Annotated in this window: 16 protein-coding genes; 13 read left to right on the top strand and 3 right to left on the bottom strand. The window is 55.9% G+C overall.

What is annotated here, in order from left to right; genetic code table 11:
• Positions 1 to 33 precede the first annotated feature (33 nt).
• Positions 34 to 219, top strand: coding sequence for a hypothetical protein (locus tag FCS96_RS20070; RefSeq protein WP_171040772.1), 186 nt, complete (start codon positions 34 to 36; stop codon positions 217 to 219).
• A complete protein-coding gene (locus FCS96_RS11290; RefSeq protein ID WP_138440492.1) occupies positions 212 to 2494 on the top strand; it encodes a nitric-oxide reductase large subunit in 2283 nt (760 codons plus the stop codon). Before FCS96_RS20070 ends, FCS96_RS11290 begins: the two co-directional genes overlap by 8 nt.
• A 70-nt stretch (positions 2495 to 2564) precedes the next feature.
• On the opposite strand, the gene FCS96_RS11285 is transcribed toward FCS96_RS11290, so the two are convergent.
• Positions 2565 to 2939 carry a SirB2 family protein gene (locus FCS96_RS11285; protein ID WP_138440491.1) on the bottom strand — a complete coding sequence of 125 codons (375 nt, stop codon included), beginning with the start codon at positions 2937 to 2939 and terminating at the stop codon, positions 2565 to 2567.
• Between the two features lie 133 nt (positions 2940 to 3072).
• Between FCS96_RS11285 and FCS96_RS11280 the strand changes: the two genes are divergently transcribed.
• The 3 genes from FCS96_RS11280 to FCS96_RS11270 all read left to right on the top strand — a co-directional run bounded on the left by FCS96_RS11280 (position 3073) and on the right by FCS96_RS11270 (position 6139).
• Positions 3073 to 4251 (top strand): NnrS family protein, encoded by a 1179-nt coding sequence (locus FCS96_RS11280; RefSeq protein WP_138440490.1) that lies wholly within the window; start codon positions 3073 to 3075, stop codon positions 4249 to 4251.
• Positions 4252 to 4549: 298 nt separating this feature from the next.
• Positions 4550 to 5062 carry a 2,4'-dihydroxyacetophenone dioxygenase family protein gene (locus FCS96_RS11275; RefSeq protein ID WP_138440489.1) on the top strand — a complete coding sequence of 171 codons (513 nt, stop codon included), beginning with the start codon at positions 4550 to 4552 and terminating at the stop codon, positions 5060 to 5062.
• Between the two features lie 54 nt (positions 5063 to 5116).
• On the top strand, positions 5117 to 6139 hold the full coding sequence (locus FCS96_RS11270) for an NAD-dependent epimerase/dehydratase family protein (protein ID WP_138440488.1): 1023 nt from the start codon (positions 5117 to 5119) through the stop codon (positions 6137 to 6139).
• 119 nt (positions 6140 to 6258) lie between these two features.
• Here FCS96_RS11270 and FCS96_RS11265 read toward each other — a convergent pair whose 3' ends face one another.
• Positions 6259 to 8127, bottom strand: coding sequence for an alkyl sulfatase dimerization domain-containing protein (locus FCS96_RS11265; RefSeq protein WP_138440487.1), 1869 nt, complete (start codon positions 8125 to 8127; stop codon positions 6259 to 6261).
• A gap of 279 nt (positions 8128 to 8406) precedes the next feature.
• Between FCS96_RS11265 and FCS96_RS11260 the strand changes: the two genes are divergently transcribed.
• The 5 genes from FCS96_RS11260 (at position 8407) to FCS96_RS11240 (ending at position 15926) form a co-directional block, all read left to right on the top strand.
• Positions 8407 to 10266, top strand: a complete 1860-nt coding sequence (locus FCS96_RS11260) for a DUF1302 domain-containing protein (RefSeq protein ID WP_171040770.1) — start codon at positions 8407 to 8409, stop codon at positions 10264 to 10266.
• Between the two features lie 23 nt (positions 10267 to 10289).
• Positions 10290 to 11645, top strand: a complete 1356-nt coding sequence (locus FCS96_RS11255; RefSeq protein ID WP_138440485.1) for a DUF1329 domain-containing protein — start codon at positions 10290 to 10292, stop codon at positions 11643 to 11645.
• 69 nt (positions 11646 to 11714) lie between these two features.
• Complete coding sequence (locus FCS96_RS11250; RefSeq protein ID WP_138440484.1) at positions 11715 to 12668, top strand: WD40/YVTN/BNR-like repeat-containing protein; 954 nt, start codon at positions 11715 to 11717, stop codon at positions 12666 to 12668.
• A complete protein-coding gene (locus tag FCS96_RS11245; RefSeq protein ID WP_138440483.1) occupies positions 12665 to 15058 on the top strand; it encodes an efflux RND transporter permease subunit in 2394 nt (797 codons plus the stop codon). Before FCS96_RS11250 ends, FCS96_RS11245 begins: the two co-directional genes overlap by 4 nt.
• Positions 15039 to 15926 carry an alpha/beta fold hydrolase gene (locus FCS96_RS11240; protein ID WP_138440482.1) on the top strand — a complete coding sequence of 296 codons (888 nt, stop codon included), beginning with the start codon at positions 15039 to 15041 and terminating at the stop codon, positions 15924 to 15926. The genes FCS96_RS11245 and FCS96_RS11240 overlap by 20 nt, the downstream gene beginning before the upstream one ends.
• On the opposite strand, the gene FCS96_RS11235 is transcribed toward FCS96_RS11240, so the two are convergent.
• Positions 15923 to 16936 carry an AraC family transcriptional regulator gene (locus FCS96_RS11235; protein WP_171040768.1) on the bottom strand — a complete coding sequence of 338 codons (1014 nt, stop codon included), beginning with the start codon at positions 16934 to 16936 and terminating at the stop codon, positions 15923 to 15925. The two genes, FCS96_RS11240 and FCS96_RS11235, sit on opposite strands and share 4 nt — an antisense overlap.
• A 280-nt stretch (positions 16937 to 17216) precedes the next feature.
• Between FCS96_RS11235 and FCS96_RS11230 the strand changes: the two genes are divergently transcribed.
• Genes FCS96_RS11230 through FCS96_RS11220 form a run of 3 tightly spaced genes read left to right on the top strand, consistent with a single transcriptional unit; the run spans position 17217 to position 20988 of the window.
• Positions 17217 to 18836, top strand: coding sequence for an AMP-binding protein (locus tag FCS96_RS11230; protein ID WP_138440480.1), 1620 nt, complete (start codon positions 17217 to 17219; stop codon positions 18834 to 18836).
• A gap of 33 nt (positions 18837 to 18869) precedes the next feature.
• On the top strand, positions 18870 to 19952 hold the full coding sequence (locus FCS96_RS11225) for a zinc-binding dehydrogenase (RefSeq protein ID WP_138440479.1): 1083 nt from the start codon (positions 18870 to 18872) through the stop codon (positions 19950 to 19952).
• 10 nt (positions 19953 to 19962) lie between these two features.
• On the top strand, positions 19963 to 20988 hold the full coding sequence (locus FCS96_RS11220) for an alpha/beta hydrolase (RefSeq protein ID WP_138440478.1): 1026 nt from the start codon (positions 19963 to 19965) through the stop codon (positions 20986 to 20988).
• Positions 20989 to 20997: the final 9 nt, after the last annotated feature.

Here is a 20997-nt window from a genome sequence, read left to right as displayed (position 1 = left end):
GATCAGAAGAGAGTGATCGAGAGGAGGATGACTGTGAATCTGCAAAATCTAATGGTGTGGCAATTGGCCGAGGATATCCCGGGAGCCACAGCCCTGTTCTACCAACCGAACGCAGGGTTTGAGGCGTTGCGTGAGGATCCGATGAAACCTATTAGCTCGAAGAACAACGTTCTCTTCCACCGTCTCTACGACGAGCTCAGTGGAGGGCGCCATGACTAGTTACCGTAGGCTATGGTTTATTCTCATTGCCGTGCTCGCCATTACCTTTGCCATGCTCGGGTATTTTGGCGCAGAGGTCTATCGTTCAGCACCTCCCATCCCTGACAGTGTGGTCAGCGCGTCAGGGGAGCAGTTGATGACTGAGGACAGCATCCTCGATGGCCAGACCGCCTGGCAATCGGTTGGCGGAATGCAGCTAGGTTCAATCTGGGGGCACGGTGCCTACCAGGCTCCGGACTGGACCGCTGACTGGCTGCATCGGGAGCTCATGGCCTGGCTCGAACTGGCAGCGCAGGACACCTATGGTTCGCCTTACGATAGTCTGACGGGCTCCGAGCAGAATGCTCTCCAATACGAGTTAAAGCAGTCGTATCGGACCAACACCTATGATGCCCAGACCGACACCCTGACGTTGTCCGAGCGTCGTGTTGCGGCGATTCGCGATACTGCCAGCTATTACCGCCGGCTGTTCAGCGCAGATCCCGGGCTCCAGTCCACCCGCGAAAATTACGCCATGAAGGAGAACACGCTGCCGAGCGCCGAGCGGCGTGACCGGCTGACGGAGTTCTTCTTCTGGACCGCTTGGGCTGCAGCCACTGAGCGGCCAGGCGGCGATGCTACCTACACCAATAACTGGCCCCACGAACCGTTGATTGACAATGTGCCGACTGCAGAGAACATCATGTGGTCTGTCATCAGTGTGGTTCTGCTGATCGCTGGTGTCGGTGGTCTGGTGTGGGCGTGGGCATTCCTGAGGGGAAAAGAAGAGCACGAGCCGGAGGCGCCGGTGAAAGACCCGCTGACCACCTTCGTAGTGACACCCTCCCAAAAAGGTCTGGGCAAGTACCTGTTTCTGGTCGTGGCTCTGTTCGGGTTTCAAGTGCTATTGGGCGGCTTTACTGCGCACTATACCGTTGAAGGGCAGAGTTTTTACGGTATCAACGTTTCTGAGTGGTTTCCGTATTCACTTGTCCGAACCTGGCACATCCAGGCGGCGCTGTTCTGGATTGCGACCGGTTTCCTGGCAGCGGGCCTGTTCCTGGCTCCGATTATAAACGGCGGCAAAGATCCGAAGTTTCAGAAACTGGGCGTCGATGTGCTCTTCTGGGCTCTGGTGGTTGTTGTTGCCGGTTCCTTTATCGGTAACTTTCTTGCGATTGCTCAAATCATGCCACCGGAGTGGAACTTCTGGTTAGGCCATCAGGGGTACGAATTTGTTGATCTGGGCCGACTCTGGCAGATCGGAAAATTCACCGGTATTGCATTCTGGCTGGTGCTGATGCTGCGTGGCATTGTGCCTGCCCTGCGTCGCCCGGGAGACAAACATTTGTTGACGCTGCTGACAGCATCGGTCGTTGCGATCGGCCTGTTCTACGGCGCAGGATTTTTCTACGGCGAGCGCACCCACCTGTCAATCATGGAGTACTGGCGCTGGTGGATTGTTCATCTCTGGGTTGAAGGCTTCTTCGAGGTCTTTGCTACCACAGCGCTGGCGTTCATCTTCTGCAGTATGGGGCTGGTGTCACGCACTGTAGCGACGGCGGCGAGCCTCGCGTCTGCATCGCTGTTCATGCTGGGTGGCGTGCCCGGCACTTTCCATCACCTCTACTTTGCCGGTACCACCACGCCTGTGATGGCGGTGGGTGCAACGTTCAGTGCGCTGGAGGTAGTGCCCCTGGTTGTGTTGGGCTATGAGGCCTGGGAAAACTGGCGCCTGAAGTTTCGCGCTCCGTGGATGGAAAATGTGCGATGGCCGCTAATGTTTTTCGTGGCGGTGGCGTTCTGGAATATGTTGGGGGCGGGCGTCTTCGGCTTCATGATAAATCCGCCAATCGCGCTTTACTATATCCAAGGCCTGAATACCACGCCGACCCATGCCCATGCGGCCCTGTTCGGAGTCTATGGTTTCCTGGCGCTGGGCTTCACGCTGCTCATCCTTCGCTATATTCGCCCCGGTATCCGCTTCGACGAGCGGTTGATGAAGACAGGCTTCTGGTGGCTCAACGGTGGCCTGGTGCTGATGCTGTTTACCAGTTTACTACCGGTGGGTCTGATCCAGTTCGCCGCCAGTGCTGACCAAGGCCTATGGTATGCGCGCAGCGAAGGTTTCATGCAGAGCGACATACTGCAGACCCTGCGTTGGGTCAGGACCTTCGGCGACGTGGTCTTCATCGTGGGTGCCGCTGCCGTGGCCTGGCAGGTTGTTAAAGGGCTGATGGGCAGCTCTCCGCGAGTGGTTTCGCCGGACACTGAGGCGCCGGTGACTGTTGAGTAAGCTCGGAAAAGCAGCCTTAAACAGGGAACCTGTCTGTTCCCTGTTTTTGTTGTTTCTGTCAGCCGCCTCGTCAGAAAACCGGCTTGTTCAGCGCAAGCCAGAAAATCAGGGCCAGCTGAATCAGAGCAAGCACTGCCGCCGTAATGCGGGTAGGGCGCGAAAATTTGGGCTTGATGGCATAACCTCCTGCAACGATATATCCCACGAGGAGAATGACTTTTGCGGTGAGCCAGTGGTGGACGAAAGGCATCCATCCCGTCACTACCAGCAGGCCGATAGCAGCAGTGAGCAGCACGGTGTCGTTCAGGTGGGGCAACCACCGCAAAGGAGTTGTGCGCCAGCCCGGACGGCCGGTCGCATCCAGCGCTAGACGCACAGTGAAAAGCAGTGCGGTCAGGCCGGCGGCAGTAACATGAAGATGTTTGAGAATATCGTACCAGTGCATTGAGGATTCCTCTGGTCAAATCGACGGTCTTTTTGGGCCGGGCCATGCTGCCTCAGCTGAGTATATTAAGCTGTATTTTTAATATTTCTTATTGTCCTATCATAATGCCAGAGTCATCAGGGAGCCCAAAGCCATGCAAACCAATACCTCTACAATCACTGGGCTGTCGTTGGGGCAGCCCTTCAGCTATCCGTTTCGAATCTTTTTCATATCGTTGGCGGCGCTGGGTGTTATTGCAATACCCCTCTGGCTCAGCCTGGTTTCAGGTGCGCTGCACCTGCCGCTCGCCATGCCCGGCGTTTTCTGGCATCAGCATGAAATGCTTTTCGGTTTTTTGTCTGCGGCCATCGCCGGTTTCCTGCTGACCGCAGTGTGCGTATGGACCAACACTAAGCGTACCCACGGAGCACGGCTTTTTGGCCTCTGGTCAATCTGGCTTGCGGGCCGCGTGCTGCTTGCTGGCGGCGCGGAGTTACCTGACGTTCTGGTGCATTTGGTCAACTTGGCATTCCTGCCCCTGGTGATGCTCGATGTTGGCTGGCGCATTTGGCGTGCACGCCAGTACCGCCAGTTGATGATCCTGCTGGTACTTGGATTATTTTGGGGAATGCAGATCAGTTTTGTGCTCACGGTTAATCCGATTTATATCTCAGGCGGGCTAGTCATGGCCATGGCGCTCTCAGGCATCATCGGTGGGCGAATCACGCCGGCGTTTTCGTCTGGATGGCTGCGCCAGCAGGGCCGGGATGCTTCAGTGGTGAAGGTTGTTCCGCGGCTTGATGTGCTTAGTCTGGTGGCCATGGTTGTTTTACTGGGGCTTTTTCTGGCGGGTAGCAAATGGGGAGGCGGTCTGTCGGCATTAGTTGCGGCGTTTCTCATGGTGGCGCGGTTGCTGGGCTGGAAGGGCTGGTTGGTCGCCTCTAATCCGTTGCTGGCTATTCTTCACATTTCCCTATTGTGGATACCGGTGTCCCTCGTATTGCTAGCGGGTAATCAGCTGTTAGGTTGGCCGGGTGGTGCCTGGGCCCACGCCGCAGGACTCGGGGTCATTGGCAGCCTGGTGTTGGGTGTGATGGCCCGTGTTTCATTGGGACACACGGGGCGCGCGTTGGTACTGCCCCGAGGGATGGTATTTGCTTTTGTTGACATCCAGATTGCGGCGCTTGCGCGTGTAGTAACGGCCTTTGGCGTTGTGGACTGGACGATTGGAGTGTGGATTAGCGGTATGCTCTGGATAATGGCTTATGCGCTTTTCTTGGTTCAATACACCGGGATCTTGATGAGGCCGAGAGCTGATGGATTAGAAGGGTAAGGCGCTCATAGGCGCTAACGTATAACGCGGCGCGCTCAATCGGTCAGCGCAACGTAATACAATTTGATGTTCACCGGAGTGTTCAGGGTGCAGTCGACAACTTCAGCCACTGTCCCACAGTGGCTGAAGTTGTCTTTGATTCAGTGACTCCATGTTTGTCTTAAACCAAGGTAAGAGGAAAGCGTCCTCACGGTTGGTGCGCACTGTAAAAAGTTTGACGTGAAATGAGAAAGAACTCAGGAAGTCTCTGAGCCAGTATTGAGCCTGTTCCCAAAACAAACAGAACAGGAGAGTTCCAATGATTCCCGAATCCGTCAAAGATCACGGTTCACTGATAACCTTGGGCGCCGATGCGCCAGTTTATAAAGACATCCTTTTACCCGGTGTTGATGTCCAGCCGCAGTTCCTTGACGCCAATAACGGCACCTGGGTGCTCAGAGTCTGGTTTCACCCTGGTGTGCGTTTGCCTACTCACTACCACACCGGCACCGTGCATCTGTGGACCCTATCCGGAAAATGGTTCTATGCAGAGCATCAAGACCAGCCTCAGACCGCAGGCTGCTATCTTTACGAGCCCGGTAGTAGCGTTCATTCGTTCCTCGTACCAGAAGACAACACGGAATTGACCGAGACCATCATGCTCGTCCAGGGCGCCAACATCAATTTTGATGAAGATGGCAACTACCTCAACACCATGGACGCAAATTCGATCATTGGCATGATTGAAGAAGCCATCAAAGAGCGAGGTCTGGAGCCATCAATTTACGTGAAAGCTGGCTTTCCAAACTTCGCAAAGGATGTGAAGGACTAACCCCCAATTTCCGGGCCTGCGTTGCAGGCCCTTTTTGTTTGTGAGTGTTCAATTATGGAATCTATAGAGATGCCTGTCGGCAAGGATGGGCAGCAGCCTATTCGTCCAAAAAAAGTATTCATTACCGGTGCGAACGGCTTTATCGGTCGATCGTTGCTTGAACGTTATCAGCAGCAGGGCTGCGAGGTTCGCGGTATGGACTTGCAGGCCGATCCCTCGGCAAATGTAGTTGCGGGTGATCTGACCAAACCTGAGTCCTGGCAGACCCATGCCGAGGGCTGCGATCTGTTTATCAACACCGCTGCGGTTGTATCGTTGGCAGCGGAATGGGAAACCTATCGCGCCATTTCCGTTGAGGGTGTTCGCCACGCTCTGGATGCAGCCATCGCCGGTGGCGCCAAGCGATTTGTCCATTTCTCATCCATTGCTGCCATGGGCCCTGACTATGAGCCAGGCGCCGATGAGACTGCCCCGGTAACCATTGGCGATAGCTACCTATACGGTGTTGCCAAGGGCGCTTCTGAGCACGCGGTTTTGGCGGCCCACGCCAGTGGCGAGATCAACTGCACCATTATCCGCCCCGGCGATGTCTACGGCCCAGGTTCACGAGCCTGGTTGCTTGAGCCACTGAAAATGGCCAAGGCCGGACAGTTGATTCTGCCCAACCGGGGTAAGGGCATCTTCACCCCAGTGTATATCGACGATCTTCTGGACGGCACGATGCTGGCAGCGGGTCTGAAGGAGGGCAGCGGTCAGATTTTCATTTTGTGGGGCGGTGAACCTGTGCCATGCCGTACGTTTTTCGGTTACCACTGGCGTTGGGCCGGGCAGAAGGGCCATCCGCCCAGCATCCCCTTGTTTGCGGCTTTGAAGCTCGCCCGCGGTATCTTGATGATTAATCGCAAGTTCAACGGCAAGGGCGAGGTTACGCCAGACACCATGCTGATGTTTGCCAGAAAGGGCGGATTTTCTCTGAAAAAGGCCAGCGAACGATTGGGTTTTGAGCCGAAAATTGGGCTTGAAGAGGGTATGCAGCGCTCTGAAACCTGGCTTCGGGAACGCGGTGACATAAACTGAAGGCCTGCAATGGTGCGCTGTCAGTCCTTTCGCGACTAGCGAAACAACTCAAAAAGCCCGGCTATCGTCAGATAACCGGGCTTTTTCATGTCAGCGCATCCTTGGACGATGGCGAACGATTAGTCGTTGGCTTTCGAGAAAATCTCAGTAACCGTCTTCAACGATGGATCGTTCTGCCAGTCGTAGATTGGATCAAACAGGCCCAAGAGTTCCAGACCATCACCCGCAACAGACAGCTTACCCTGTTCCGCAAGGGTGGCAGGTGCTGCCAAATTGTTGAACAGCAGCGCCCAGGTCTCCGGCGCCATCGTAAGCGTTGCGTCGGGACTGGCATCAGCCATTTTCTCTGGTGAGCGATAGTTGGCTACACCGCGACGGATATCCAGGCCGAAGGTTTGGTCACCTATCTTTAGAGCGAGCAATGCTTCCGTGTCGCTCGACCGATTCGGGTTGATGCGTACTCGGTAGTAATCCACATATAGGCCTGGTGAGCCTGCAATGGCTTGGGGCGCTGCGGGTGTTGTATCCGCCACATGGGTCTTGCCTTCCAGGTCCCTGGCCTGGCTGAGATACCAGGAACGGCTGTTGGTAGACAGTGCACGCTGACCCATGGCCCTGAGGCAATCCGCTTTGAGTTGCCGGTTCTGTTGCGTTGCCTTTGCTCTTACCAGATAGCTTGCCAACTGGCAGGACCAGAGATAGTCGCCTTGGTTATAGGCGTTTTTCGCCTTGTCGTAGGTTGCTTGCTCGCCACCCATCGCCGATAGCATACGCTGCGCTTCGGTATCCGGGTGAAGCTTGTTCAGAAACGCTGCGTCACCGTCGAACGAGCCGAAAATGGCGGCAAAAATGCGCGGTGGCATAGTGGCAATTTCCCCGTAGTTCTCTACCAGCACTGGCGCGTTTTTGAGGTGCTCGGGAAGCTGCACGAAGTAGCTCAGCTCGTCCGGTTCCAATCCCAGCAGAATGCCCTTCAGTGTCTGATCCAGAACAAACGACAGGCCGTCTTTGTAATTCTGCAGGCGCTGGGCAATCAGCTCGGGATTGGCCAATGAGGTAGAGTGGGAGCTAAGAAGAATCTCCGGCTCCAGGCTTTCGATAAACTCAATAGCACCCTCCCAGTGTTGGGGATTGCGGTAGTTGCCACCCCTGACACTGTAAATGTTCGGGAACCAACCCCAGACCACATTGTTCATCACCAAGTCTTTTTCCGGTACATGAACCAGCACCTGGTAGTTGGTGTCGGTGGCAATGCCTTTGCTATAGAACACCAGGTCCAGACCGGCCACAGTCATTCGCTCGCCATGCTCCACGGTGGTATTGACCGGAACGAAGCCGTCAAAGCCCGGGATGATGGTGTTCTTGAATGCGGCGTCTGGTCCCTCGTCGGGCAGGTACAGGTTGAACTGTTCCATGGATCGTGCAAGCAGCGTTGAGGACACCTCGGGATGGAACGCGGTCACGCCGCCCTTGGCAATAGACTCATTGGTGTTGGGGTGGCCAATGATCTTGATGTCGGTATTGCCACGTTTTGCTTCCTGCTCGACGAAATATCGGGCGCCGTAAACGTAGTGCTCGTGAGAGTAAATGATGGCCTTGATCGGGGCGTTCGACACCGAGCGGAACTTCTCATAGAAGTGTCGAGCGTCCTTCATGTTATCGCCGGTGTCGTAAACGATCAGCCCTTCCGGCCCCTCAATGGCGTGGCTGTTGACGATGCTTTCAGAGCCCACGGTCCAGACCTTATCGGCCACTTCAATGAGTTCCAGTTCATCATAGGACGCACGCTGCGGAGAATCGGAGGGCAGTTGCCAGTATTCCAGCGTGTCCTGCCCAACCTTGGCGCCATTGTTCAATGTCGCCAAGGGTGCGTCTGCCGCATCGTTGTAGCGGGCATTTTTCGTCAGTTCAGAGGCAACTGACTGGGTAGGTAACCCTGCTGTCAGCGCGGCACCCATCAGGATGCCTGTCAGGTTTTTGTTCAGCATAACGTGGTCTCATTAAGTTGGTTTGACGTTGTTGTTTGAGACTCAAAACTATGGCTGAACGACGTCTTTCGCAATACAGCTCCATTGCCAGGTTCTATCCAAAGTCTCATAAGAGCATTTTAAAACAATAAGATAAGTGATCGACTTGTCATCGTCTGGCGTTCAAAGACAAAAAATTGGCATCGTAAACGAAAGACTCAGATGTTCTCTCCCCCGGATACTAAAAAGCGACACAACAACAAAATCGTGGGTTTCTACTGCCCACACCAGGAGAACCTGATGTCTTATCAAACCAAATCATTTCAACTGAGTAAGCTCTGTGTGGGCGCGACCCTGGCGCTGCCTATGGCCGTTGTTTCCGTGCCGGCTACCGCCTTTAATTTCCAGGCAGGCGAGTGGGACGGAAGTCTCAGGACAACCGTTTCCGTTGGTTCCAGTTGGCGTACAGAGGACGCGAACCAGTCCCTGTACAACGCTGACGACGCAGACCGTGTCGGCGAGTCCGGCGGCACCGGTGGCAAGGTGGACAGCGGTAACCTGAACTATGAAAAGGGTGACCGTTTTTCGACCGTGGGACAGTTCTTTACCGAACTGTCAATGGAGAAAGACTACATGGGCGGCGTCGTCAGCCTGAAAGGCTGGTACGACCAGGCGTTGGAAGACGAAGGCGTGCGCCAGGGCAACATTGCCAATGGCTACGCCCAGGGCGAGCCGCTGTCGGACAGGGGCTTTGAAAACCTGCAGAAATATTCTGGCGTTCAGCTATTGGATGCCTTTGTTTACAACACTTGGGACATCAACTATCACCCGGTGCAGGTACGTCTGGGTCGTCAGGTGGTCAACTGGGGTGAAAGCCTGTTTATTCAGGGCGTCAACCAGGGCATTAACCCGATTGACGTGCCGGGCTTCCGTCGCCCGGGTACCGAGCTGCGTGAAGTACTGCTGCCTACCAACATGCTTTACACCAACGTCGGTCTGGGTGGCGGTGTGTCTCTGGAAGCCTACTACCAGTTTGAGTGGGACAACTCCCCGGTGGAAGGCTGCGGCCACTACTGGGCGGTGACCGAAACCATCATTTCTTCCGATCCTGGTGGCTGCATTATGGGCGCCACGGTGGGCCCAGGTGATGTAGCGGAAAACCTGGAGAACCGGACCTACTACCCGCTGGCGGCAGGTAATGACGCTAAGGATTCCGGACAGTGGGGTCTGGCCTTGCGTTTGCCGGTGGATTCCATTGGCGCAGAGCTGGGCCTCTACGCCATGAATTACCACTCCAAGTTTCCGTATCTTTCCGTGGATACCGGCGCTGGTCCCGGCAGTGCTCCGGGCAGTGTGTTGCCGTTCCAGGCGAATGCCGACGCCGCCGGGGTGAAGTCGGCCGCGGCGTTGTGGGAATACCCGGAGAACATCAAGCTTTATGGGGTGAGCTTTGCCTCGAACATCGCCAGTTGGTCGGTGGGCGCGGAATTGTCGCACTCCCCGAATTTCCCGGTTCAATTGAACGGTGGTGACATCGTAGTTGGTGCTCTGACAGGCCAGGGACCGCTGGGGACCACGTTTGCCACATCATCTCCCAATACTGAGGTCAACGGCTACGACCGCTACGAGAAAACCCAGTTCCAGATCAACGGTATCAACCTCTGGTCAAACATCATGGGTGCCCAAACTGCCGTTTTGATTGCGGAAATGGGCATGCAGTACGGGGAACTGCCGGAAACAGACACGGAGCGTCGTTATGGCCGCGCATTTATTTACGGCTTCGCTGAGCACGAAGATGGGTTCGGCGGTTCAGATCCCTGCGCAATCGGTGTCAATTCCTCACCCGCTGGCTGTAAGAACGATGGCTTTGTGACCGACTTTTCTTGGGGTTACCGAGTGCGTGGTTCGCTGCAATACCAGAACCCGTTCGGACTGGGCATGGTAGTCGAGCCCTCGCTGTTCGTGGCTCACGACGTCAAAGGCTATTCACTGGACGGCCAGTTCCAGGAAGGCCGGATATCAACAACCCTGGCCGGCAAATTCACCTACCTGAAGCGCCATGTAGTGGATCTGAGCTATGTCGGATTCGCCAACTCGGCTGATTACAACCCGCTTGCCGATCGCGACTACGCGTCTGTGAGCTACAGCTACACCTTCTAAAACAAGAACACGGAGTGAATACAATGAAACATGTAAACATCCTGGCGTCCGGCGTATTACTCGCCGCAATCTTCGGTGCTACTACCAGCGCACCGGTTGCTGCCGCCCTGTCTGAAAAGCAGGTGGAAAAACTGGGTACTGAACTGACGCCGATGGGCGCCAACCCCAATGGCAACGAGGACGGCTCTATTCCCGCCTGGACCGGTGGGTTGACCTCGCCTCCAGAAGGCTGGGATCCAAAGAATGGCTATGTGTCGCCCTTCCCGGATGACCAGGTCAAGTTCACCATCACCGCCGACAATCTGGACCAGTACCGTGATCACCTGTCAGAAGGTCAGGTTGCGCTGCTCAAGAAGTACGACAACTTCAAAATGCCGGTTTATCAGACTCGACGCACGGCCGCGTTGCCGCAGAAGATGTACGACAAGATCAGAGAGCAGGCAACCAAGGTTGAGCAGAACGGTTATGGCATCGTGGATTTGAACGGTTCGCCGGTGCCTTTCCCGATTCCGGAAAATGGCGTTCAGGCCATCTGGAACCATAACGTGCGCTACCTGGGCGAGGGACTTGAGCGTCACTATAACTGGTTCCCGGTCCGTGGAAACGGTGACTACTACAAGGTCGGTTTCCGCTCGACGCGGGTTTACGATCAGTACATGGATCGCCAGTCTGAAAACCGCCTGCTGAACTACATGGGTGAGTTCACCAACCCGCCTACACTGGAAGGCACTATTCAGTTGGTTCATGACCCCATCGATCAGGTTAAGGAAACCCGTTCGGCCTGGATCTACAACGTGGGTCAGCGGCGCGTACGCCGGGCACCGGATCTTGCCTATGACAATGCCAACGACGGTACAGAAGGGCTGCGCACCACCGATCAGTTTGACGGCTACAACGGCGCACCCGATCGTTACAACTGGAAACTGGTTGGCAAGAAAGAAATTTACGTGCCGTACAACGGCTATCAGCTGAGTGACAAGTCACTAACATACGACGAGATCCTTCAGAAGAACACTCTGAATTCGGATCTTATGCGCTATGAACTTCACCGTGTATGGGTGGTAGAAGCAACCCTTCGTGAAGACAGCAGCCATATCTACGGCAAGCGCACGTTCTACCTCGATGAAGATTCCTGGACCGTCCTTCTGGAAGACGCATACGACACCCGTGGTGACCTCTGGCGTGTCGGTGTTCATGGCCTGATTCAGTTCTACGATGCTGATGTTCCCTGGTACAGGTTTAACATCTATCACGACCTCAATAACGGCAGCTATCTTGCCGCCGGTCTTGCCAATGAAATTGACGAGCCGTGGACCTTTGGCATCGAAGGCCGCTACATCGAATTTCAGCCAGACGCACTGCGCCGTCGCGGTCGCTGATCCATAGCCAGTTGGCCGGCGCCGGGTGCTACCCCGGTGACCGGCCGCTCCCAGATTCAGGAATTTGTTATGAAACCTTTCGCCAAACGTGGCTTATACGCGGCGGTGTTGTGTGTGGTGCCAGTGATCTGTGCTTCAGCACAACTCGACTACCACATTGCACCCGAAAAGCTGACAACCTTTGACGTGGTCGCAGACAATAAAACGCTTTACGCCGTGGGTGAACGGGGTGTGGTTCTGACGCGCACAAAAGCGGAAGGATCAGACTGGAAAACCCATCGACTGCCAACAACCAAGAGCCTGACCTCCATGGCAGTGTCTGATCGCAGCCGGGTCATTGTCGGTTATGGCGGTGCGATTCTTCGATCAGATGCTAGCTCCGACAGCTGGACACTGATCGACGCTGAAGAGTTGACCTACGGTGACCCGCTGATGGAGGTGGTGCACCTGGGCAACGATCGTTTTCTGAGTGTTGGCGCTTTTGGCCTGGCCATTTTGTCAGACGACGGCGGTCGCACCTGGAATAAGCTGACGCTGTCAGAGGAGTACTTTGATCGCCACCTGTACAGCATCATGCAGGCCGGGAATGCCTGGATACTGATAGGTGAAAGTGGTTCGCTGTTCAAAACCGACGATCTGGGCCAGAGCTGGACCCAGATGGAATCCCCCTATGCCGGCTCGTTTTTTGGTGGGCTGCAAACCCAGGGTGGCGCGTGGCTGTTGTATGGCATGCGCGGCCAGGTGTGGCGTTCGGAGAATCAGGGCGACTCCTGGACCCAATCCCAGACCGGTATTGAACTCGCTATCAATGCTCACGGAATTGCCAGTAACGGAGATGTCTACCTGCTGGGTAACAGTGGCGAATTCCTGGCCAGCAGTGACGACGGTAAAACCTTCCGCCGACAAACACGAGCGCCGCAACACGGTGACATCACCTCTGTATCCCGAATCAACGGTAAATGGCTGATCAGCGGCACCCGTGGTGTCGGGCTGGCAGAACTGGGCCGTGGAGAACAACAATGACTAATTCACAACAACCTACAAAATTGCAGGCGATTGCCGGGGTGATTTTTCGCCACCGGCTGGCACTGCTGATTGTCATGGCTATCCTGACCCTCGGTCTGGGGTATTCGGCAACCAAGCTCAAGATCGAGGCGGGTTTCTTCAAGATGATCCCGCTGGAGCACGAATACATGTCCACGTTCCTGGATTACCAGAACGAGTTTGTGGGCGCCAACCAGATCATGGTGTCGCTGCGGAATACCGATGGCACAGTGTTTGAGAAAGATTATCTGGCGGCATTGAAAAAGGCGACCGACAAGGTGTTCTACCTGGACGGCATCGAGCGCAGTTCGGTGACCTCGCTGTTCACCCCCAACGTGCGTTACTCGGAAGTCGTTGAGGAGGGGTTTGTCGGGGGCAACCTGATTGAGTCTGATTACGCAGGTCGACCCGAACAGCTTGAGGCCATTCGCGAACGTACCCTTAAGTCCAACTGGATTGGTCGCATTGTTTCCAACAATCTCCAGTCCGCCATGGTCGTGGCGACGTTGCAGGAAACAGATCCAGATACCGGTGAAAAAATTGATCTGCAGGGAATTGCAGACAGGCTTGAAACCATTCGTAGCGAAGTCGAATCGGAGACCGTTGAGGTCAATATCATCGGTTTCTCTAAGGCCATCGGGGACATTGCCAACGGTGCCCGTGGCGTACTGATGTTTTTTGCGGTGGCGGTGCTGCTGATCGCTGTTCTACTGTTCTGGTATACCAAGTCCAAGCGCCTGACTGGGCTGACGCTACTGACCGCATCATTGCCGGTGGTCTGGCTGATGGGGCTTTTGCCGTTGCTAGGTCTGACGCTGGACCCCATGTCGATACTGGTACCGTTCCTGATCTTTGCGATTGCCATCTCCCATGCCGTGCAGATGTGTAACGCCTGGAAGCTGGACATCGTCGATGGGCACGATACGGTTCACGCTGCACGGGCCAGCCTTGAGAACCTGCTGATTCCCAGTGTGGTTGCATTGGCTGCCAACGTATTGGGCTTCCTGGTCATCGCCTTCGTCGAAATTGAGATGGTGTTTGAGCTGGCCATCACCGCCACCATGGGTGTGGGTGTGATGATCTTGACCAACTCGCTGGTACTGCCGCCGCTGCTGTCGTACACCAAGGTGGATGAACATGCGCTGGACCGTTTCCGTGGCAAGGGACAACATTACTGGTTCTGGGAAAAACTCAGCGTTCTGGCGACACCTCGTGGGGCTGTGGTTCCGATCATCTGCGCGGTTGGCCTGACTGCTTTTGGCATCTATCGGCTGGACACGCTTCATGTGGGCGATCTAGGCGATGGCGTGCCGGAGCTACGCAGTGACGCACGCTATAACCAGGATGTAGCGGCCGTCACCTCGCAGTACTCAGTGGGTGTCGATGTACTGCAGGTAATCGTGGAAGCCGAGGGTGACAACATGCCCTGCGTTAAGCCTGAAGTGATGGCCCAGTTGTCGGAGTTTGAACTCTATTTGCGCCAGTTGCCGGGCGTTGCGTCGGTGTCCGGTTTGCCCGGGTTTGTAAAGGGCGTAACCCAGGCCTACGCGGAGACGAACCCCAAGTGGAGAGTCATTCCCGGCAACCAGGCGCAGGTGGCGCAGGGGGTGGCTTTTGCCACGCGCAACGGCAGCACCCTGATGAACACCGAGTGCGATGCCATGGCTATTTCCGTCTTCCTGTCGGATCACAAGGCGGAAACCATTGATGTCATTGTCGAGGCGATCAAGCGTTTTAAATCGGTTTACGACAATAAGCTGCTGACTTATCGCCTGGCGTCCGGAAACGTAGGGGTGATGGCCGCCACCAATGAGGCGGTCAGTGCGGCCAATCCCTGGGTGAATACGTCACTGTTCTTCTCCGTCACCTTGCTGTGCCTGGCGATGTTCCGCAGCCTGCGCATCAGCCTGTGCATTATTCTGCCGCTGGCGCTGGTCACCCTGCTGTGTAACGCGGTGATGTCGCTGCTGGGCATCGGTCTCAAGGTGAATACTCTGCCAGTGATAGCGCTTGGAGTAGGCAGTGGTATCGATTACGGAATCTATCTGTTTGAGCGCATGAAGTACGAACTGGAAGAGAACGGCCGCGATATTCGCGATGCGTTCTACGAAGCATTGAAACAGCGGGGTACGGCCTCGGCGTTTACCGCCCTGACCATGACCCTGTCGGTCGCAACCTGGTATTTTTCGGAACTCAAGTTCCAGGCCGATATGGGCATATTGCTGGCGTTCATGTTCCTGGTGAACCTGTTTGGCGCCTTGTTGCTTCTGCCCGCGCTGGCAGCTTTTCTGGTTCGGAAAAAGAAAGCGCATCAGCCGCAGAAACGACAGCAGGAAGAGGAGCAGGGATATGAACTGGCATCAGGTTGAGTTTCAGGGTTACGTCGTTGATGTCCTGATCGAGGAACCGGCACCAGAGAATGCCAATGGGCAGACCGTGATCCTGCTGCACGGCTTTCCTGACAGCCCGTTGACCTGGAAGGACATCATCAAACCGCTGGCCGAAGTTGGCTACACGGTTAAAGCACCGCACATGCCAGGCTACCAAAGCAGTTACCTGCTGAAGCACGACGACTATCGGCTGGAATCACTTGGGCGCGAGGCGGTGGCCCTGTGCCAGGCGCTATCCGACGGTCCTGTGCATCTGGTCGGTCATGATTGGGGCGCGGCGGTGGCCTACATGGCGGTATACACCCGGCCGGAAACCTTCACCAGCTTTACGGCGGTGTCCATCCCGCCGATCTTCCGGATGATCAAGCTGATCCCAAAACGACCGTTGATATTCAGGCACACCTGGTATCAGGTGGTGTTCCAGCTGCGCTTTGTCGCGGACTGGCTGATGAAAACCAATGGCTGGTGGTTTCACCGGTATCTGTGGAAAAGGTGGTCAAATGGCCACTCATTTCCAGATCTGATCAGCCGCAGCCAGGAACGCATGGAAGAGCCAGGTGTTCTCCGTGCGACCCTGCGTTACTACCAGCAGGCCTATCGACCCTGGGACAGGTCCTGGTTCCGGTTGCTGAACACAGATCGGCCATTCCCGGTGCCAACGTTGATCGTGGCGGGGGATAAGGACGCCATCTACGGGCCGGATACCCACCGACATGCAATCGTTGAGGAGGATTTTCCAAAAGGAGTCACCTTCGAACTGCTGCCCGGAGTGGGGCACTTCGTTCAGGCAGAGGCGCCCAGGTATCTGCTGCCCCCCCTGCTCAACCACATCGGGTTGTGTCGCTAGCCAGTCACCTTATGGTCTGCATCGGCGGTCGCCTCGGCCCTGACTTTAAGGGGCGATCGTCGGAACCAGCGCTGGCAGGCGCGATTGAACGAACTTTGCTCGGTGTAGCCCAGTAACGCCGTTAGCTGAGACATGCGCATTTTCTGACCGGTGAGGTAATCCCAGGCCAGGTCTTTGCGAACGTCATCGACCAGATTTTCAAACACCATATCTTCGTTTTTGAGTCGCCGTTGAAGGGTTCGCTCACTGACGGCCAGGTATTTTGAAACCATGGAAATGGTGCACCGCTGTACGGGCAGAAGTTTGATGATCAGATCTTTGACTACGTCAGAGAAAGAGAGGGAATTGGCATTGATGGCTTCGCTGACGAAGTTTTCCATCATGGTCCGGATGCCGCTGTCTGCGCCATCGATGGGGTGAAGCATGTCCTCTGAGGAAATAACCAGTGCATCCCGATCAGCATTGAACTCCACCGGGCAACCGAAATAGTTCCGGTATTGTCGCATTGGCAGCCCCCGAGGGTGGGAAAAGACAACGCGCTGGGGGTGAAAATCGGGGCGGGTCAGCATTTTCATCGTCTGAAATGCCACGCCAAGGGAAAGCTCTATGATCTGTCGGCGATCCGGACGGCTCGCAATTTCCAGGTTGAAACCCAACTCGGCCGATTGTCCGTTGGCAGGGTTGTCGATGTGCAGGCGGATTGCCGGGCTGTAGTACCCCATGTATTGCCCGATTTTAGTCACTGCAGAATAGGCATTGACCTCATTACGGGCAATGATCGCAAGGGGGCCGAGAATATTGACCGACTGCTTATTGGAGAGCTTGAGACCAAAATCCGGGCAATCCAGTTCCTCAGCAGAACATTCCATCAGATCAATGAGCGACACGTAAGGCAGCATTTGCTTCGGGTCGTTAATCATGGCCTCGCTGGCATGAACGCGCTGGAGGAAGGGTTCTGGGTCCGCCCCCAACTCCCTGACCAGCTCAGGATAGGCCGTCAGTGAACTCATTCGGATAAGCGCTGTTTCCACAAACATTCCCTTTCTTTTTGTTATCGGTTTTAAGTCATTGCCTCTTTCTATTTAGGCGTCGTCACACGCTGGCGTCAAGTGACAAATCTACGGCAGCTTCGGGCAAGTGCATTTCGTCGTGAAGCGCCATTATAAACACTCCATATAGGTACTTAACAAAAACCAACATTCGTATCGCATCAGCGTGGGCAAGCCAGACACCAGACCCAGATTTGGTGTTCCTGCTGAGCATGGCGAATGACTTTGAGGAGACAGCATTATGGCAAAGATCTGGTTTGATCATTACCCCAAAGGCATCCCCCACGAAATCAACCCGGATACCTATTCGTCGCTGACGCATTTGTTCAAACAGGCAGTCGAGAAATTCAGCGACCTAGAGGCGCTTGAATGTTTTGGCGAGACCCTGACCTATGCGGAATTGGACCAATTGTCAGACGTTGTAGCCTGTCTGCTGCAGGATCGGTATGGCGTCAAGAAGGGCGACCGAATCGCGGTCATGCTGCCCAACGTATTTGCCTATCCCATCGTCATGTGGGGCATTCTTAAAGCGGGTGGCGTACAGGTGAACGTGAACCCGCTTTACACCGCGCGGGAACTTGAGCACCAGCTGAACGATTCAGGTGCTACCGCCATGTTTTGTTACAACGGTTCAACCGAGGCTCTGGCGGCTATCCAAGGTAACACCTCCGTTGGCTGTGTAGTCACGGTGGCCCCGGGCGACGGCGCTGATATCGAGATTCCAGCCCCGCCATTGGCTGACGGACTGGGCAAGAGTGAGGCGCTTTCGGATCTGCTTGATGCGTACGCTGATCAGTCACCAGCCCCAGTGGCGTTGGCCGGTGACGATACGCTGTTTCTCCAATACACCGGTGGTACCACAGGCCCGTCTAAAGGCGCCACCCTTTGCCATCGCAACCTGATTGCCAACACCGAACAATTTAAGGCGTTTGTTCCCGAGGCCAACGAGCCGGGCAGGGAGCGGGTAGTTCTGGCGCTGCCCATGTACCACATCTTCGGCCTAATGGTGTACGTGGCGTACGCGGCCATTGGTGCCAAGGCCATCCTGATTCCCAACCCCCGGGATGTAGAAGGTTTTCTCTCCACAATAAAGGATGCCGGTTTCACCGTGATAGGCGGAGTGAACACCCTGTACGCCGGCATGGCCACACATCCGCTGTTCAAGGAGGTCGACTTTTCCCGCTGCAAGATTTCCCTCGGCGGGGGCTCGAAGATCTTCCGCAGCACCTCAGACCGGTGGGAAGCCTTTGCGGGCGGTCACATTCTGGAAGGCTTTGGTCTGTCCGAAACCAGCCCGATCCTCACCCTGAATCCCATGGGCCAAAGTGGCTTTACCGGCACGGTCGGTTTCCCAGTGCCCTCGACTGACGTGAAGATTCTGGGCCCGGAGGGCAATGAACTGCCACCGGGTGAGCCGGGTGAGCTTTGCGCCAAGGGCCCGCAGGTGATGAGCGGCTACTGGAACCGACCAGATGCCAACGCGCAAACCTTTACAGACGACGGCTACTTCAAGACCGGCGATGTAGCAGTGATGCACGCCAACGGCCTGTTCGAAATCGTGGATCGCAAAAAAGACATGCTGATTGTGTCCGGTTTCAACGTGTATCCGAATGAAGTGGAAGCGGTTGCCAGCGAGCTGGACATCGTGGCGGAAGCCGCCTGTGTGGGTGCCCCCGATGAGAAAACCGGCGAGCGGGTAAAACTATTCGTGGCCGGCAATGGCGCCAACATCGACGTGGAAACGGTGGTTGAGCACTGCCGCCGGAATCTGGCCGCCTACAAAGTCCCCAAAGAGGTGATCGTACTCGAGGAATTGCCCAAATCCAGTGTGGGCAAAATTCTCAGAAAAGAATTGCGTTAAACCTGAACAAAAACAATTGATGGAGAATCTGAAATGCGTAGCGCAACGGTCGATAACAATACTCTGAAAGTCATGGACGTACCCACGCCCCAGCCGAGAGAAAATGAACTATTGGTGAAATCACTGGTGTGTGGTGTGTGCGGCTCAGACCTGCATTGCCTGCACCATTCCCATGATCTGGCAGAGGGTACCCGCCAGATCGTAGGGCAACCCCTGGTGGATCCGGACAACCCCATTCTTCTGGGCCACGAATTCTGCGGCGAAGTATTGGAAGTAAATCAGAAAGATTCGCCGTTCAGGGAAGGCGACACGGTGGTGTCGCTGCCATTTTTGCTACGAGAGGAGGGCGTGTCGTTTATCGGATCTGGCGGTGCCAGCTTGCCTGGTGGCTTCTCCGAGCAACTGTTGGTGGACGGGCGCCTGACCATGAAAGTGCCCAATGGCCTGGACTGCAACACCGCAGCGTTGACTGAACCCATGGCTGTGGCCATGCACGCCGTGCGAAAAAGCGAGCCAACACAGAACCACGTGCCCCTGGTGGTGGGCTGTGGTCCGATTGGTCTGGCGGTTATAGCGGTGCTGAAAATGATGAAGATCGGCCCGATTGTGGCGTCTGACTTTTCGAAAGCCCGGCGGGATCTCGCCGGGCAGATGGGAGCTGACGTGGTGGTGAACCCGGCAGAACACTCACCGTACGACAGCTGGAAAGAGGCCGCCCGCACCACCGATGCCTCGTTGGCGGGTCCCGTTTCCCCCCTGTTAGGCGGCCACGACCTCAAGCCGTCGCTGATTTTCGAGTGTGTGGGTGTGCCCGGGCTGATCCAGAACGTCTGTGCCGGTGCTCCTTTCGGTGCCCGCATTGTGGTTGTTGGTCTGTGCATGGAAAAAGACAACCTGATTCCGGCGATGCCGGTATTAAAAGAGCTGGATCTTCGGTTTGTCAGCTTCTACACGCCGGAAGAGTTTGGCGACACCTTGCGGTCTCTTGCCGAGGGTGAACTGGAGGCGTCCGGACTGATCTCTGATGTGGTCGGCATGGACCAGATCAATAGTGCGTTTGACCGCCTGGCCAAGCCAGAAAGCGACGTGAAGATTATGGTTCAACCTTGGGCTTGACGGAACGTCTATGAGTAGCCTGAATCCACGCCCATCCCGACGTAATCCGCAATTAAGCCTAAGAAGCCGGTGGCGCCTGTGGCTATTGCGATGGTTATTGCGACCCTTGCTGGCAATGGTTCTGCGGGGCGGCCCCAGGCGGTTGGCCAGTGCTCAGCTGAAAGTGGCCGCCCGCGGCGCTCACCGGCTGGACAGTATTTCTTGTGGCTACGATTACTTCGGCGAAGATGGGACGGTAGTGCCCGGTCATTTTATTGGCCGGCCGTTCGACGAGTCCGGTGAGCCGGTGTTGCTGTGGCTGCATGGCGGTGCGTTTGTGCTGCCGGCCATGCCGGAGGGGCACCTGGCCTTTGCGGGGCGGGTGTGCGAATCCCTGTCTGGTAGTGCGTTTTTACCAGACTATCGCCTGGCCCCGGCTCACCCGTTTCCAGCGGGGCTGGACGATTGCGAAGCCGCCTATCGCCTGCTTCTGGACGCGGGTATTTCGGCCCGCCGAATCATTTTGGGCGGCGAATCCGCCGGCGGCAATCTCGTGGCAGCTCTGCTGCAAAGACTCGCTCGCAAGGGGTTGCCGATGCCCGGGTGCGCGATCGCCGTATCGCCGGCCTTGGACCTGTCGCGCCTACACGGTACGCCTTCAAGGTCACTGCACGCCGGTCGCGACGCCATGCTGCCGGCAACTTCGCTGACTCATGCCCTCGAGGGGTATCTCAACGGAGGCGATGCTTCTGACCCGGAGGTGTCTCCCTTGTTGGGAGATCTGTCAGGGCTTCCGCCGACGTTTATTGTTGCCAGCGAGGTGGAGTTCCTTCGGGATGACAGTGTTCATTTTGCACGACGCCTGACTCAGGCCGGCGTGCCCAATGAGCTGATGCTCTGGACTGACTTACCTCACGCCTTCCCACTGCTGGAAGACTGGTTTCCCGAGGCCAGGCAGGCACGGGAAGACATTGCAGCGTTTATTCACGAGCAGCTTGGCGAAGAAAGGAACACCGACAGCAATGTTGGCAGCAACGCTAGAGAGAAATACTCATGACTTTATCCA

Source organism: Marinobacter alexandrii (genome assembly GCF_005871205.1).
In the GTDB taxonomy this organism is placed as follows: Bacteria; Pseudomonadota; Gammaproteobacteria; order Pseudomonadales; family Oleiphilaceae; genus Marinobacter; species Marinobacter alexandrii.
This window is presented reverse-complemented; position numbering and strand designations above follow the sequence as displayed.